14 protein-coding genes and 1 other RNA gene are annotated in these 14,011 nt (G+C 62.3%); 6 read left to right on the top strand and 9 right to left on the bottom strand.

Annotated elements, in window-relative coordinates; all coding sequences use genetic code 11:
- A complete protein-coding gene (gene miaA, locus K1W69_RS01350) occupies positions 1–873 on the bottom strand; it encodes a tRNA (adenosine(37)-N6)-dimethylallyltransferase MiaA (protein WP_220226534.1) in 873 nt (290 codons plus the stop codon).
- 27 nt (positions 874–900) lie between these two features.
- On the opposite strand from miaA, the gene serB reads away from it, so the two are divergent.
- Entirely contained in the window at positions 901–1,791 is an 891-nt protein-coding gene (gene serB, locus K1W69_RS01345) for a phosphoserine phosphatase SerB (RefSeq protein ID WP_220226533.1), read from the top strand.
- On the top strand, positions 1,788–2,360 hold the full coding sequence (locus K1W69_RS01340; RefSeq protein ID WP_220226532.1) for a GNAT family N-acetyltransferase: 573 nt from the start codon (positions 1,788–1,790) through the stop codon (positions 2,358–2,360). The genes serB and K1W69_RS01340 overlap by 4 nt, the downstream gene beginning before the upstream one ends.
- 137 nt (positions 2,361–2,497) lie before the next feature.
- On the opposite strand, the gene K1W69_RS01335 is transcribed toward K1W69_RS01340, so the two are convergent.
- The 6 genes from K1W69_RS01335 to K1W69_RS01310 form a co-directional block, all read right to left on the bottom strand.
- Positions 2,498–3,973 (bottom strand): Do family serine endopeptidase, encoded by a 1,476-nt coding sequence (locus K1W69_RS01335; protein WP_220226531.1) that lies wholly within the window; start codon positions 3,971–3,973, stop codon positions 2,498–2,500.
- A 103-nt stretch (positions 3,974–4,076) separates the two neighbouring features.
- Positions 4,077–4,262, bottom strand: a complete 186-nt coding sequence (locus K1W69_RS01330; protein ID WP_220226530.1) for a DUF2065 domain-containing protein — start codon at positions 4,260–4,262, stop codon at positions 4,077–4,079.
- A gap of 9 nt (positions 4,263–4,271) precedes the next feature.
- Complete coding sequence (gene hflC / locus K1W69_RS01325) at positions 4,272–5,204, bottom strand: protease modulator HflC (protein WP_220226529.1); 933 nt, start codon at positions 5,202–5,204, stop codon at positions 4,272–4,274.
- A complete protein-coding gene (gene hflK / locus K1W69_RS01320; RefSeq protein ID WP_220226528.1) occupies positions 5,204–6,286 on the bottom strand; it encodes an FtsH protease activity modulator HflK in 1,083 nt (360 codons plus the stop codon). The genes hflC and hflK overlap by 1 nt, the downstream gene beginning before the upstream one ends.
- A 204-nt stretch (positions 6,287–6,490) precedes the next feature.
- Positions 6,491–7,018, bottom strand: coding sequence for a dihydrofolate reductase (locus tag K1W69_RS01315; protein WP_220226527.1), 528 nt, complete (start codon positions 7,016–7,018; stop codon positions 6,491–6,493).
- The gene (locus K1W69_RS01310; RefSeq protein WP_220226526.1) at positions 7,015–7,809 is read right to left on the bottom strand and encodes a thymidylate synthase; all 795 of its coding nucleotides are present in this window, start codon (positions 7,807–7,809) and stop codon (positions 7,015–7,017) included. Before K1W69_RS01310 ends, K1W69_RS01315 begins: the two co-directional genes overlap by 4 nt.
- 159 nt (positions 7,810–7,968) lie before the next feature.
- Between K1W69_RS01310 and ssrA the strand changes: the two genes are divergently transcribed.
- Positions 7,969–8,326: a transfer-messenger RNA gene (gene ssrA / locus K1W69_RS01305) on the top strand.
- 45 nt (positions 8,327–8,371) lie between these two features.
- Here ssrA and K1W69_RS01300 read toward each other — a convergent pair.
- Positions 8,372–8,827 carry an alanine:cation symporter family protein gene (locus K1W69_RS01300; RefSeq protein ID WP_220226525.1) on the bottom strand — a complete coding sequence of 152 codons (456 nt, stop codon included), beginning with the start codon at positions 8,825–8,827 and terminating at the stop codon, positions 8,372–8,374.
- 242 nt (positions 8,828–9,069) lie between these two features.
- Between K1W69_RS01300 and K1W69_RS01295 the strand changes: the two genes are divergently transcribed.
- Genes K1W69_RS01295 through K1W69_RS01285 form a run of 3 tightly spaced genes read left to right on the top strand, consistent with a single transcriptional unit; the run spans position 9,070 to position 10,050 of the window.
- Positions 9,070–9,639, top strand: coding sequence for an SspB family protein (locus tag K1W69_RS01295; RefSeq protein WP_220226524.1), 570 nt, complete (start codon positions 9,070–9,072; stop codon positions 9,637–9,639).
- 4 nt (positions 9,640–9,643) lie between these two features.
- Complete coding sequence (locus K1W69_RS01290; RefSeq protein WP_220226523.1) at positions 9,644–9,841, top strand: DUF4169 family protein; 198 nt, start codon at positions 9,644–9,646, stop codon at positions 9,839–9,841.
- Positions 9,838–10,050: a ribbon-helix-helix domain-containing protein gene (locus K1W69_RS01285; protein WP_220226522.1), complete on the top strand. Its 213-nt coding sequence runs from the start codon at positions 9,838–9,840 to the stop codon at positions 10,048–10,050. The genes K1W69_RS01290 and K1W69_RS01285 overlap by 4 nt, the downstream gene beginning before the upstream one ends.
- Positions 10,051–10,062: 12 nt before the next feature.
- Here K1W69_RS01285 and K1W69_RS01280 read toward each other — a convergent pair whose 3' ends face one another.
- Complete coding sequence (locus K1W69_RS01280) at positions 10,063–13,836, bottom strand: AsmA family protein (protein WP_370688210.1); 3,774 nt, start codon at positions 13,834–13,836, stop codon at positions 10,063–10,065.
- Positions 13,837–14,011 lie beyond the last annotated feature (175 nt).

Below are 14,011 nucleotides of genomic sequence, written 5' to 3'. Positions count from 1 at the left end.
TTACACCGGCTTCCACTCCCAGTCGTCGCCGAACTGGTTGCGAAACCATGTCATCTGGCGCTTCGCGTATTGCGCCGTGGCGATGACGGCGCGCTCCACCGCCTCGTCCCTCGTCAGATCGCCGCCGAGCCAGGCGGCGATCTCGCGCACGCCGATGGCGCGCATTGACGGCAGATCCGGCGGCAGGTTCATGGCGAGGAGAGCCTGCGCCTCTTCAACCGCGCCGGCGTCCATCATCGCCTCGAAGCGGGCGCGGATGCGCTGCCGCAGAGGCGCGCGGTCCGGCGCGAGCACGATCCTGCGGAGAACAGGGCCTTCAAGCAGAGATTTGCCCTTCGTTTCCTGAAAATGCCGGATCGACTTGCCCGAAGCCTCATGCACTTCCAACGCGCGAACGATCCGCTGGCTGTCTCCCGGCTTCAGCCTTGCGGCGATATCCGGATCGCGCAGGGCGAGTTCGCGATGCAGCGGCTGCGATCCCTCCGCGGCAAGCCGCTCGCGCCACCTCTGGCGGATTTCGTCGGGAATATCCGGCATCTCCGACAGACCGCCCGTAAGCGCCTTGAAATAGAGCCCCGTGCCGCCGACGAAGATCGCCGTGCGGCGCCGGCCTTCCTCCTCTGCAAGCAGCCGCCCGACATCACGGCTCCACGCGCCCACGGAATAGCTTTCGGACGCCGGCACATGGCCATAGAGACGGTGCGGCGCCGCGCGCAGGTCATCGTCCGACGGGCGCGCGGTCAGAACCCGCAACGTGTCGTAGACCTGCATGGAGTCCGTGTTGACGATCACACCGTCAAGCTCTGCGGCCAGCTGCAGCGCCAAAGAGGACTTGCCGCTGGCGGTGGGCCCCGCTATCAGAACCGCATCCATCGTCCCGCCATCTCAGGTAAATTCTTCATGCCTCTCGTTGCCACGCTTGTCGCCAATCCGTCAAATCCCGTTCTGGGCGTGGATCTCGGAATGGCCGCCAGCAAGGCGGCGGGCGCTGCGGACCCGGACTGGCTGGCAGACGGCGTCGCCTGCGACCTTCAACTGCCGGACAACGCCGACCCGGCCGCGACGCGAGCGGTGCTGGAGGCGGTTCTTGGCGAGCTGCCCGTCGATATCGTCATTCGGCCGGCCGCTGACCGCCGCAAGACAATCCTGCTCGCCGATATGGACTCGACCATGATCGAGCAGGAATGCATCGACGAACTGGCGGCCGAAATAGGTATCAAGGACCGGGTCGCCGACATCACCCGAAGGGCAATGAATGGAGAGATGGAGTTCGAAGCCGCCCTGAAGGAAAGGGTCGCGCTGCTGAAGGGGCTGGACAAGTCGGCCATAGACAGCGTGCTCGAAAACCGCATCACGCTGGCGCCTGGCGGGCGTGAACTCGTCGCGACCATGAAGGCGCATGGCGGCTACACCGCCCTCGTCTCCGGCGGGTTCACCGCCTTTACCGCACGGGTGGCGGCGATGCTCGGCTTCGACGAAAACAGCGCGAATACACTGCTGGAGAGCGGCGGCGTGCTGACCGGAGAGGTCGCCGAACCGATCCTCGGGCGCCAGGCCAAGGTCGACACGCTGCTGGCGCTCGCCGACCGCTTGAAGCAGACGCCGCAGGAGGTCATCGCCGTCGGCGACGGCGCCAACGATCTCGGCATGCTCGGTCTCGCCGGCAGTGGCGTGGCCTTGCACGCAAAGCCCGCCGTCGCCGCGCAATGCGATATCCGCATCGACCATGGCGACCTGACGGCGCTTCTCTACATCCAGGGCTATCGCAAGACAGACTTCGCCACGCCATGACGATGATTACGCAAACGCCCAGGCTGTTAATCCGCAACTGGCGGCCGGACGATCTCGACCCGTTCTGGCGGCTCAACTCGGACGAAACCGTGATGGAATTCTTTCCGATGCGCCGCAACCGGACGGAATCGGCCGACATGATGGCGCGGCTGACGGAGATGATCGCGACGACCGGCTACGGTTTCTTCGCGCTCGAGCAGAAAAGCGACTCGGCGTTGGTCGGCTTTGTGGGCCTTGCCCGGACGGATCTCGCGCCGGCGCTGCCAACAGGCGCAGTGGAGGTGGGCTGGCGATTGCTGCCGGACTATTGGGGATCGGGCTACGCCACGGAATCGGCGCACCGCATGTTGCGGCTCGGTTTCGAAGAGCGCGGACTTTCGGAAATCGTGTCCTTTGCGGTGGAAAAAAACACGCGCTCCACGGCCGTCATGCGGCGCCTCGGCATGACGCGCGCGCCGGACCGCGACTTCGACCATCCGCGCGTTCCCGACACCCATCCGCACCTGAAGCGCCATGTGCTCCATGCGATGACGTCGGATCAGTGGCGAACGATCCGAGAGAACAGTTGAACGGCTGAAGGGCGCTCGGCGCTGGATGCCAAATCACGTCCTCGATGGCGTCAGGTTGTTGAATTCCGAACCTGAGCCGAGATCCAGCGCCCTCATATCCATGCGGGCGCTGGATGGAGCAATACAGTCTGCTCCCGTCACCGCATCGGGACGGTGACGAAACGCAGTTCGCCGGTTTCGTTGGCGATCATCAGCAGCGCGTTGCGGCGTCCGTCGTCCTGAAGCTCCTCGATCCGGTCCTCGACCTCCTGCGGCGTCCGAACCGCCTCCTGGGCGATCTCGACGATGACGTTGCCGGGCACGATGCGTTTTTCGGCGGCGGAGGAGTCCTCGTCGACGCTGGTTATCACAACGCCCTCGACGTCCTCGGAAATGCCGTATTGCTCACGCAAGGCATCGTCCAGGCCTGCGATGTCCATGCCGAGGATGTTCACCGTTTCCGGCTCTTCGGCGGCCTCGGTTTCGGCGATCATCTTCTCGCCGTCTTCAAGGCGCCCCAGCTCGATCTGGAAGGTCTTTTCCTCACCCTTGCGAATGACGACGACGTCGACTTCCTTGCCGATCGGGCTTTCCGCCACGATGCGGGGAAGATCGCGCATCTCGTCGATGGCCTTGCCGTCGAAACGGATGATGACGTCGCCGGGCATGATGGTGCCGTTGTCGACCGGACCGCCCTCGACGACGCCAGCGACGAGCGCGCCGGCGGCGCGGTCCATATCGAGGCTTTCGGCGATGTCGTCAGTCACCGGCTGAATGCGGACGCCGAGCCAGCCGCGACGCGTCTCGCCATATTCCATGAGCTGGGCGAGCACCGACTGGACGATGTCGGCCGGCACAGCGAAGCCGATGCCGATCGAGCCGCCAGTCGGCGAAATGATCGCGGTGTTGATGCCGATGACCTCGCCGTTCTGGTTGAACAGCGGTCCGCCGGAGTTGCCGCGGTTGATGGCGGCGTCCGTCTGGATAAAGTTGTCATACGGGCCGGCGTTGATGTCGCGTTCGCGCGCCGAGATGATGCCGGTGGTGACCGTTCCGCCGAGACCGAACGGATTGCCGATCGCCATCACCCAGTCGCCGATGCGCATGGTTTCGGAATCGCCAAAGGGAACAAACGGCAGCGGTTTGCCGGCGTCGACGCGCAGGAGCGCGATATCCGTCTTCGGATCGGTTCCGACCAGTTCGGCCGGCAGCTTGGAGCCGTCCGCGAAATTGACCTCGATATCGTCGGCGTCGGCGATCACGTGATTGTTCGTCACGATCAGCCCGTCCGCGTCGATCACAAAGCCGGAACCCAGCGAATTGACCCTGCGCGAACGCGGCGTATTCGGACTGTCGCCGCCGCGATCTCCGAAGAAGTCGTCAAAGAAATCCTCGAAAGGAGAACCTTCCGGCACCCGGGGACGCGGCACGTTGTTGTTGCCGGAAACCCGTTGGGAGGTCGAGATATTGACCACGGCGTCAAGCAGCGTTTCCGCCAGATCAGCGACCGATTCCGGCCCTTGAGCGGCTGTGGCGGGCGTCGCGGTGAAGGCTGCTCCCTGCACGCCGGCTGCGACGATCATTGACGCGGCGGTCACGATCCGGATGGGCTTCAAGATAATGTCCAATGCCATTGCAGGCTTTCTCCTGGTGTTTGCTGCGCTGTCGCAGATAATAAGGCCCACGAGGCCTGCTTCCAATTCACGGTAGCGCGAGTTCCGTTCGAAAATATGGAGCTCAGCCGCGTATTATCCAGACGACGAAGACACCGAACGCAACCGCGGCCAAACCGAAGCCGCGGAGAAGCCTGTCGTCGATATTCGGCAGTTCTTCCGCCATCCTTCGAACGAGTTGAGGGGCCAGCGCATACACCAGCCCCTCGATAACGAAGAACAGACCAAGTCCGATGATCAGATCGCTCATGCGGCCCGATTAGTCCGTGCTCGAGGTCGTCTCCTGGCTCGGCGCCGGAGCCGGGACGGGCGCAGCGTCGCCCGCTTCCTTGAAGAAACGGAAGAATTCCGAATCCGGCGACAGAATGACCGTCGTGTCGGTGTCGGCGAGCGACTTGCGATAGGCCTCCATGGAACGGTAGAAATCGAAGAAGTTCTCGTCCTTTGAAAACGCTTCCGCGAAGATCTTGTTTCGCTCGGCGTCGCCTTCACCGCGGGTGATTTCAGAGTCCCTGCGCGCTTTCGATTCCAGCTCGACCACCTGCCTGTCGGCGATGGCTCGGATACGCTGACCCGCTTCACGTCCGCGGGCGCGGATCAGTTCGGCTTCGGCGAGACGTTCCGCCTTCATCCGGTCGTAGGTCTGCTGGGACACTTCCTGCGTCAGGTCCGTGCGGCGGATGCGAACGTCCTCGATCGTCAGGCCGAGCGATTCCGCATCGGGACGCAGCTGGTCGCGAACCTCGCGCATCATTTCGGCGCGGGCGTCGGAGAGCGCCGCCTCGAAGCCGCGCAGACCGTAGACGCGGCGCAGGGCCGAATCGAGACGGGTGCGCAAGCGCTGTTCGGCCGCCACCGTGTCTCCGGACACCGTTTCGCGGAAACGCTCCGGATCGGTGATCTTGTAGACGACGAAGGCGTCGACCTCGTAGAACTTGCCGCCCGAAACCTGGACGCGGATATCGTCCAGATCAAAGCGAATGGCGCGCTTCTGGATCATCTGCACATTGTCGGCTTCGATGAAACCGAACGGCAGCTTGAAGTAGATGCCGGGCTCCGTCTTGACCGAGCGGATCTGGCCAAACCGAAGAACGATCGCCTGCTCGCCCGCCTGCACGACGAAGAACGACGAATAGGCCAATCCCAGAATGATGACGACGGCGATGATGATAGCGGGAAGACGATTACCCATCAGTTCGAACCTCCCTGGCTTTTCTGCTTGTTCAGTTCGTTGAGCGGCAGATAGGGCACGACCCCCTGCTCTCCGTTCTGCTCCACGATGAACTTGTTGGACGTGCGATAGACCTCTTCCAGCGTCTCCAGGAACAGGCGCTTGCGGGTCACGTCCGGCGCGTTGGCGTATTCCTCGTAGATCGCTTCGAAACGCTGGGCTTCACCCTCTGCTTCGTTGACGACGCGGTTCTTGTAGGCGGCCGCCTCTTCCCGGATCTGCGCCGCCTCACCGCGGGCGCGGCCAAGCTGCTGGTTGGAATACTGGTTGGCTTCCTCGACGAAGCGGTCTTCATCCTGCTCGGCGCGCTGCACCTCGTCGAAGGCGTCGGCCACCTCGCGCGGCGGCGCCGCGTCCTCGATTGAGACCGTATTGACCGAAATACCGGCGCCGTACGTGTCCATGGTTTCCTGGATCGTGATCTTCACGCTGTCGGCGATCGCCTGACGATTGTCGCGGAAAATGTCCTGGGCGGGCCGCCTGCCGACAACCTCGCGCATGGCGCTCTCGGCGACCTGACGCAGCGTGTCTTCCGGGTTCTCGACATCGAACAGGTAATCCTGCGGATTGGTGATCGAATAGAGCACCGAAAACTGGACGTCGACAATATTCTGGTCGCCCGTCAGCATCAGGCTCTGCGCGGCGCCACGCGGGGAATTGCCGCCGATATTGATCTGTTTTTCAACGATACTGACCTTTTCGACCCGTTCGATTGGCCACCAGAGGAAATGCAGACCCGGCTGGGAAACTTCTGTTTTCGGCTTTCCGAAAAGCAGAACCACGCCGCGTTCGTCCGGCTGCACGGTGTAGATCGCCTGGAACGCCCACAGAAGCAAGAGACCGATGACTACGATGATAGCGATAAGCCCGCCGCCGCTTCCGCCCGGCAAGGCGTTGCGCAACTGGTCCTGCGAGCGCCGGATGATGTCTTCGAGATCCGGCGGTTGTCCGCCGCCGCCGCCTGTTTTACGCGGACCGCGCGGACCCTGCCCCCACGGCCCTTGTCCGTTACCGCCACTTCCGTTCTGATTGCTCCAGGGCATGAATTCCTCTTTCCTCGCCGGGCACGGGGCCGTTTATGGCCACTCCTGTACCGGTTTTGCATTCCGTTCTTATAATTGGCCCTTCGATACGCGCGCCGACCGAGTGCGGTCAAGTTGAAATGGCAAGTGTATTTAACGGGCTATCCAGCGGTTATAGGTATCGCGACCCGCGCTTTCAACGCGCGGCCGGCCGCATCCGGCTGATTACGGGGCTTTTTTGTCGTAAATCACGTATCGGGTGGCGAATGTGTCCTTCTCGCCCTCGCCGACCTGCTCTTCGTGGACAGGCTCCCAAATGGCCAGGTCGATCGCCGGAAAGACTGTGTCGCCATCCGGCTCACACTGCACATGGGTGATGTGCAGGCGATCGGCCAGCGGCATCGCAAGCTCGTAGATTTCTCCGCCGCCCACGACGCAGATCGTATCCGCGTCGTCCGACCGGGCCCGTTCGGCGGCGATGCGGATCGCCTCCTCCAGCGACGACGCGATCGCAACGCCTTCCGGCGCGTAGTCCTTGCTGCGCGTCACCACGATGTTCAGGCGCCCTGGAAGCGGCCGACCGATCGATTCGAAGGTCTTGCGGCCCATGATCACCGGCTTGCCGAGCGTTATGGACTTGAAGCGCTTAAGATCCGTGGAAAGCCGCCACGGCATGTCGCCGTCGGCGCCGATGACATCGTTGGCGGCGATCGCGGCGACGATGACGACGCTGACCGGCGTCGCGTTGGTCATACGGAAACCTTCGCGGCGATATGCGGGTGCGGGTCGTAGTTTTCGAGCGTGAAATCTTCCGGCGTGAAGGAGAATATATCCCGACGCTCCGGATTGATGCGCATGGTCGGCAGCGCCCGCGGCGCGCGCTGCAACTGAAGCCCGGCCTTTTCCAGGTGATCGGCGTAGAGATGCGCGTCGCCCAGCGTGTGAACGAATTCGCCGGGCTCCAGCCGCGTGACCTGCGCCATCATCATTGTCAGCAGCGCGTAGGAGGCGATGTTGAAGGGCACGCCGAGAAAAATATCCGCCGAACGCTGGTAGAGCTGGCAGGAAAGGCGACCGTTCGCCACGTAGAACTGGAACAGGCAGTGGCAGGGCGGCAGGGCCATATCGTTGACGAGCGCCGGATTCCACGCCGACACGATCAGCCGCCGGGAATTCGGATTGAGCTTGATCATCTCGACCACTTCGGAAATCTGGTCGATCGCCTGTCCGTCTGCCGCCGGCCAGGAGCGCCACTGATAGCCGTAGACGGGCCCGAGATCGCCGTTTTCGTCGGCCCACTCGTCCCAGATCGACACGCCGTGCTCCTTGAGCCAGGCTGTGTTGGTGTCGCCGCGCAGAAACCACAAAAGTTCGACGATGATCGACTTCAGATGCAGTTTCTTGGTCGTCAGGACCGGAAAGCCTTCGGCGAGATCGAACCGCATCTGGTGACCGAACACCGAGCGCGTGCCGGTGCCTGTGCGGTCGGAACGGTCGACGCCGGTGTCGAGGACACGGCGCATGAGGTCGTGATACTGTTTCATCGTCTTGCCTGGCGCGATTCGTTTCGGTCCATCATATCGGGATGAAGCGGCTGCGGCGAGCGGTCAAAGCTGTATGGTCCACAGGTCGCGAAGCAACCCGGTTTCATCCACCTTTCCAGGTCCTTCCTCGTATTTGGCGGACCATCGCGGTCTATCTACCCCCTTTTCAAACAGGCTCCGCGGCCCTATATCAGGAGTGCTGTTTCGACAGCTATGGCGATAAACGGGAGATGCAATAAACCCATCGGACCCGGGGGCAGTACCCGGCGCCTCCACCATGACAGGCCGCGCTTGACGACCTGTGATGCTGGGGGCGACACAGGATCGACGAGGGCGTAAAGATCAACTTTTTGCTCGGCATGGTTCCGCCGTTATCGGGCCGTTACAATAGTTGCAAACGACAACTATGCGGAAGCACGTCTCGCTGCTTAATGCGGCGCGACAGCTTCGAATAAACTCCTGACGGTTCGCACCGTCAGGCGGGGTTCGGAGGCACCTGGCAACAGAAGCCTCCACTTTTCCCCCGAGACAGCGCCAAACCGGGCGTCATCCTCCCGCCGGATCACTCCGACGTTTGGATGATTGGTTTCCAGGCTGTGCGATCGATGTCGAGATCGGCGTAATCGTCCGGATTCAAGACCGGCCGATCGACACCCGACGCCAGCTGCTTCCTGTAATCCCTGAGCATTCGCAGACAGATTGGCAATACCATCATGATGGCGACGAGGTTCACAATCGCAAGGATGCCCATCGTCGGATCCGGGAAGAAGAACATGGATGTCGCGGCCGGCGCGGCGGCGTCGACTCCGCCTGTGGCCGCCTCCCTGAGACCGATGGCGTTCGACACGATTTCCCCTAGAACACCCGGGACCGAAGTGATGTTCACAAGGATGATAAAGCCTGCGATAACAGCCAAAACGGCGCCCGTCCCGATGCGGGGAACCCCGAGGCTGTTGTGAGCGGCGCCAGCGACTGTATTGCCCTGGAAGGCGTTGAAGCATTCTGAATACACAGTCACATACTTTACTTATTAAGCACGACGAAAATAATCGCACGAGCCGTAAACGAGACACTTGCACAAAACCTGATAGTACCCGACTTTCAGCCGCCTGTGGGACTTCCGTTCAACAGGTTGGGAATCCTTCCCTTTGATTTCGCCCCCGTCCTTAGTAAAATGTGCATGATAACCCGAACACATTGTTGCCCGAAAACCGGAACACCTGTACCAAGGCATTGAGTGAATCGAGGCGGAGTCCGGCAGTGCAAGACCACATCAGATATGACATTCTCGCCCAGGACGCGCTGAGGAGCGTCATTCGCAAGGTGCTGTCTGAAGTCGCCTCAACCGGCGCTCTTCCCGGCGAGCACCATTTCTTCATCACATTCATGACGAATGCGCCCGGCGTTCGCATCTCCAGTCATCTGCGGGAAAAATACGCGGAGCAGATGACCATCGTCATCCAGCACCAGTTCTGGGACCTGAAGGTCACGGAAAGCTATTTCGAGATCGGCCTGTCCTTTTCGGACAAGCCGGAAAAACTGCACATCCCGTTTGCGGCCGTCCGGGGGTTCTACGATCCTTCCGTGAATTTCGAACTCGAATTCGACACCATGATCGCCGACAACGAAGACAGCCCCGCCGTTGGACTCGTTACGCCGGAGCCGTCCGAAATCTCGCGTAATCCGGTCAATTCCGACGAGGAAGGCGCCGAGACTCCCGATGAAGCGGAAATCGAAGCCGCCGAAGCCTACGAGGAACTGACGGAAGACGAGAGCGAGAAAGCCGGCGCGGACGTCGTGTCGCTGGACGCTTTCCGCAAGAAGAACTAAGGCCATGACCTCGAACGTCGTCAATCTGCGTCAGGCAAGGAAACGCAAGGCGCGCGACGAGAAGGACCGCCAAGCCGAAGCCAATCGCATCGCCTTCGGGCGAACCAAGGCCGAGAAATCCGCCACCCAGGACGAAAACCTGAAATCGCTTCGCGACCACGAGCAGAAACGGCTCGAAAAATCGCCGCGAGACAGTGATTGATCCGCAAGCGCTCCATTACCATTCGCGGACATCGCACAAGCCTGTCGCTTGAAGATCAGTTCTGGGACGCGCTTCAGCATATCGCGGCGGAGCGGCGCCTGGCGATGGCGGCGCTGGTTACGGAAATCGACGAACAGCGGGACGTGGAAGACAATCTGTCGTCGGCGGCGCGGATCCATGTGCTGGAGTGGTTTCGCAAAGAGGACTGACAGGCCGACCGGTCAGTTGTTCGGAAACACCGCCTCTTCCAGTTTCTTGTAGAGATCGTCGAAGACGAGCGGCACGCCGTCGCCGCCATTCGCAGGCGCAGTGTCGGGAGCAGGCCTTGGCGTCGGCACATTGGCCGGCGCAGCATCGCGCACCGGCTGCGCGTCTTCTTCAACCCGCACGGCTGCGCGTTCCTGCGCGCGGGTTTCGCGAAGCTGCTCTTCTTCCCTCTTCAGGCGCTCTTCTTCCTGCCGCTGCCGTTCCTCCTCGACCTTTCTTTGCTCTTCCTGCTGCTGCAGTTCGAGGCGCCGGATGCGTATCCGCTGCTCCGGATAGTCGCGAGAAAGCATGACTTCGCGGCGCATGCGCTGCTTTTCCAGGACCACCGCCTGCAGCAACTCCACGCGCCGCCTCTCCCGCTCGAAGGCCCGCAATGACAGGTAATTGGTCAGTTCGGCGGCGTTGACCCGCACCGAAGGCGCGCCGATTGGGCCGGAGAATTCCAGCGTCACGGCGGGCACGGCGCCCGTCAGGGCTTCGAGACCGGGATCGTACTCGACACGGAACTCCGACTCCATGTCGTCTTGCGGCAGATCAATCCGCGCATCGCCCGTCACGGTCACGCCCGTGTCCTCGAAGCGCATGTTCGAAACCCGGATGACGCCCGCCGCCATGGTAAAGGGCGCAGAGACCCGGGCGCTGTAAAGCCCGCCATTGCGTATGATCCGGCCAGCGACGTCCGCGACATTGTCCGCCTCCGTTTCGAAGCCTTCCCTGTCGGCGGCGTCGAGCAGCCGGCCGAGCGCACCGCTTCCGATCCCGCGAATTTCCAGATCGCGCACCGCCGCAATTCCGGTTCCGGTCAGCGAGGTGACGAGGCCTTGCATGCTCTTGCCCGACCCCTCAAGCGTCAGCGACAGATCCAGATCGCCGCTGGCGACAGGCTGGCCGCGATAGTCCCACAACAGGGGCGCCAATTGCGCGTCGCCAAGTTCGAACCGGCCCGATACGATCCCGGTTCCGCCGCGGTTGGAAAGCGAGATGCTTCCGCCAAGATCGCCGTCGAGCCAGCGTGCTGCAAGATCGCGCAACTGCAATTCACCGTCTTCGAGAACCAGCTTGCCCTTGAAATCCCGAATTGCCTCCGAAGCCGGCAACCGCGCGCTTTGCGCCGTCACGTCGATATCGAAACGTGTTTCACCAAAGGACGACGGGGCAAACCCGGCGTTGCTCCATGTTCCGTCGTAGAAGGAGACAGCCCCCTCGCCCAGAACCGTTTCAGCAAGCCACCCGAGGTCGAGTTCCGAAAGGGCGAGATCGCCGGAAAGCGCAATCTCCGTCCTGTCGCGCGGCGTGGTGAGATTTCCTGTAAATCGAATGTCTTCAACCGCGCCTTCCATGGACTGGAGCGACAGCGTCTCTGCGTCCGCCTTGACGCGGGCGTTGACTTTCGTCGGCAGGATCGCCTGCGGCCCGCCGAAAGAGAATCCTGCAGCCAGCAGATAGGGCGACAGGTCGCTCGACGTCATGTCGAAGGTGAAATCGCCAAGCAGCCGGTCTTCCTCGTCGCCCCAGGCTTCTCCCCTGGCGTTGAACTGAAGGTCGCCGGACAGATAGCCAAGCGAAAAGTCGGCGTGCGCGTCGGCGTTGTCGCTCATCTGCAGAGAGGCGCTCGCAGCGCTATCTGCGCCAGCGTCCAGCAGATCTATTCCGAACTGGCGAAGCATGGTGTGCGACGAGTAATTATTGACGTCGATCTTCGCCGACATGTCGTTCTGGCTCATCGGCGCGTGGATATTCTTCTTTTCGAAGACTGCGCTGAACTGGCTCCCGCCGGAATTGCCGGAAGCACGCGCAATCAGCTGCGTCGCGCCGCCCTTGGGGGTCAGGAAACGCGCCCTGGCGTTGACTGTCGTGTTGTCGAAGAGGTTGGCGTTGCGCCGCAGGTGATCGGTCGCCGGATGGATGAACCCAAGATCGCCGAGCGCCTTTGCGACGTCGCCCAACTGCTCCGCCGTCAGCGTGATGTCCAGATCGCCGGCGGGAGCGGTGAACGCATTGTCCAGCCGACCGACCATCGTCACCGAGACGCCGGCGAGATCGTTGACCGTCAGCCGGTCGATATCGAGCGTTCCGCTTTTCAGGCGCACCGCAATGTCGAAATCGTTGGCGTCAAGACCGGCGAATTGCAGGCTGTCTGCGCTCATCCGCACGCCAATGTCGTGACCGGAAAGCCTGTTGGCCTCCTGGTCGCCCGCCACAAGGGCGGAAAACGCCCGCAAGGCGTCCGCGTCTACGGTTTCCCCTTCAAGCACCAGCGACAGCGACGGTCGTCCCTGCCTCGGCACGATCCGCTCGAGGCGCCCGTTGAGTGTCGCCGACCCGACGGCGATCTCGAGATTTTCCATCCGTTGCAGTTGCGGCGACAACTCGACCGAGGCCGACAGGCCCGCCCTGTCCAGGCGGCGAATGCTGGGATCGACCGAATCGCTCAGCCAGGAGGCGAAGCCTGAAGGCTGGAGCGAGGCGACGACGATTTCGCCGCTGAAACCATAATCGGCGTCGACGCCAAGCCGGCCATTGGCAAGAAAAGTCGTGCGACCCGGAAGCTTGGCCTCAAGCTTTTCGAGTTTCCAGGCCCCGTTCTCCGGTATCGCCTCCAGCGAAATGTCGCGAAAGGTCGTGTCGCCCGCAACAATCGCAGGCAGCGCGACGGACACCTTGCCCGGCATTTTCGGCACAGGCGCGAGCGAGACGAATTCGTGGAAGTCGGCGAGCCTTTCGCGGAAAGGGCGGGACCCGGCGAAATCCGCCGGATTGGCGTCTTCAGAGTCGATCCGGTCCAGATTGAACTGCTGACCGTCGGCGATCAGCAGAAATTCGGGATCGGAACCGGTGTCGAAAGTCGCTTCGCCGGTAACGATATAGGGGTTGTCCTTCGGCCCGGTCTGCAGGCGGTATTCGGGCAGGCGAAGCCGCTCGTTATCCAGTTCGAACTTGCCCGACACCCGGGTCTGCGCCGGACGGTCGTTTCTGCGGCTGTTGTCTTCCGCCGTCTCGTCGGCCGACGGCGCCGTGATGTCCGCGGTGAAATTGCCGCTGTAGCGAGGCTTCAGGTCCTCGATCCGCGCATCGCCCTCGAGCTGTATCGCAACCGGCAGCGCATCGGGATAAATGCCGGCCCGCAACCGGACCCCGCCCGTCTCAAGCGGCGCGCCGGTCGACAGGGAAAAAGCGCTTGCGTAGCCGTCGAAGCGGCCGGCGCCGTCGATTTGCCACGGCCCCTCGATGGACTTCGCCGACATCCGCAGGTCAAGATCCTCGGCGGTATGACGGCGGCCGTTCTGATCGTCGATGATGGTGACGTCGCCGCCTGTAACGGTGATGTTTTCCAGGATGACCGGCTGACCGGAAAAGGATCTCTCGCTCCTGAGCGCCCAGTCGAGCTCGCCGTCTTCTGAGAGCCGCACAAAGGCCTTCGGACCTTCGATGCGCATGTCGAAGATGCGGATCTCGCCGCTGAGGAAGGGCGCGAGTTCCACATCCATCGCGAAACGGTCGATCGTCATCATCGGCTCGCCGGCGCCGGCTTCGCCGACGACCACGTCGCCGAACGTCACGGAGGGAAACGGAATGAGCCGGGCCTCCGCGCTGCCGCGCACCTGCACCTTCTGGCCGAGAATGCGCCCGGCCTCGCGCTCGAAATCCTGCCGGTAGCTGCTCCAGTCGATGAAATAGGGTCCGATCAGCGCAGCAAACAGCGCCAGAACGAGCAGACCTCCGAAAATGACGAACAGACGGACCAGGATGGGCTCCTAATTTGCAGCGGCTCAGACGCCGCCGCGTGAATTGCACTTGTCGCCGATCATAGCGCTTTCGACCGCGAGTTAAATGACAAATCGTTCCGCGACGGCCTGTTTCGAGGGCGACGGGACGGCGCAGGCGATCGGGGCGCCTTGCGCC

This window comes from Flavimaribacter sediminis, from assembly GCF_019492055.1.
GTDB lineage: Bacteria > Pseudomonadota > Alphaproteobacteria > Rhizobiales > Rhizobiaceae > Flavimaribacter > Flavimaribacter sediminis.
This window is presented reverse-complemented; position numbering and strand designations above follow the sequence as displayed.

Bases quoted from the DNA above. Each gene is read 5' to 3' on its own strand.
- serB (WP_220226533.1), top strand. From the start codon at position 901: ATGCCTCTCGTTGCCACGCTTGTCGCCAATCCGTCAAATCCCGTTCTG.
- K1W69_RS01315 (WP_220226527.1), bottom strand. From the start codon at position 7,018: ATGACCAACGCGACGCCGGTCAGCGTCGTCATCGTCGCCGCGATCGCC.
- K1W69_RS01330 (WP_220226530.1), bottom strand. From the start codon at position 4,262: ATGAGCGATCTGATCATCGGACTTGGTCTGTTCTTCGTTATCGAGGGG.
- K1W69_RS01290 (WP_220226523.1), top strand. From the start codon at position 9,644: ATGACCTCGAACGTCGTCAATCTGCGTCAGGCAAGGAAACGCAAGGCG.
- K1W69_RS01340 (WP_220226532.1), top strand. From the start codon at position 1,788: ATGACGATGATTACGCAAACGCCCAGGCTGTTAATCCGCAACTGGCGG.
- miaA (WP_220226534.1), bottom strand. From the start codon at position 873: ATGGATGCGGTTCTGATAGCGGGGCCCACCGCCAGCGGCAAGTCCTCT.
- hflK (WP_220226528.1), bottom strand. From the start codon at position 6,286: ATGCCCTGGAGCAATCAGAACGGAAGTGGCGGTAACGGACAAGGGCCG.
- hflC (WP_220226529.1), bottom strand. From the start codon at position 5,204: ATGGGTAATCGTCTTCCCGCTATCATCATCGCCGTCGTCATCATTCTG.
- K1W69_RS01335 (WP_220226531.1), bottom strand. From the start codon at position 3,973: ATGGCATTGGACATTATCTTGAAGCCCATCCGGATCGTGACCGCCGCG.
- K1W69_RS01310 (WP_220226526.1), bottom strand. From the start codon at position 7,809: ATGAAACAGTATCACGACCTCATGCGCCGTGTCCTCGACACCGGCGTC.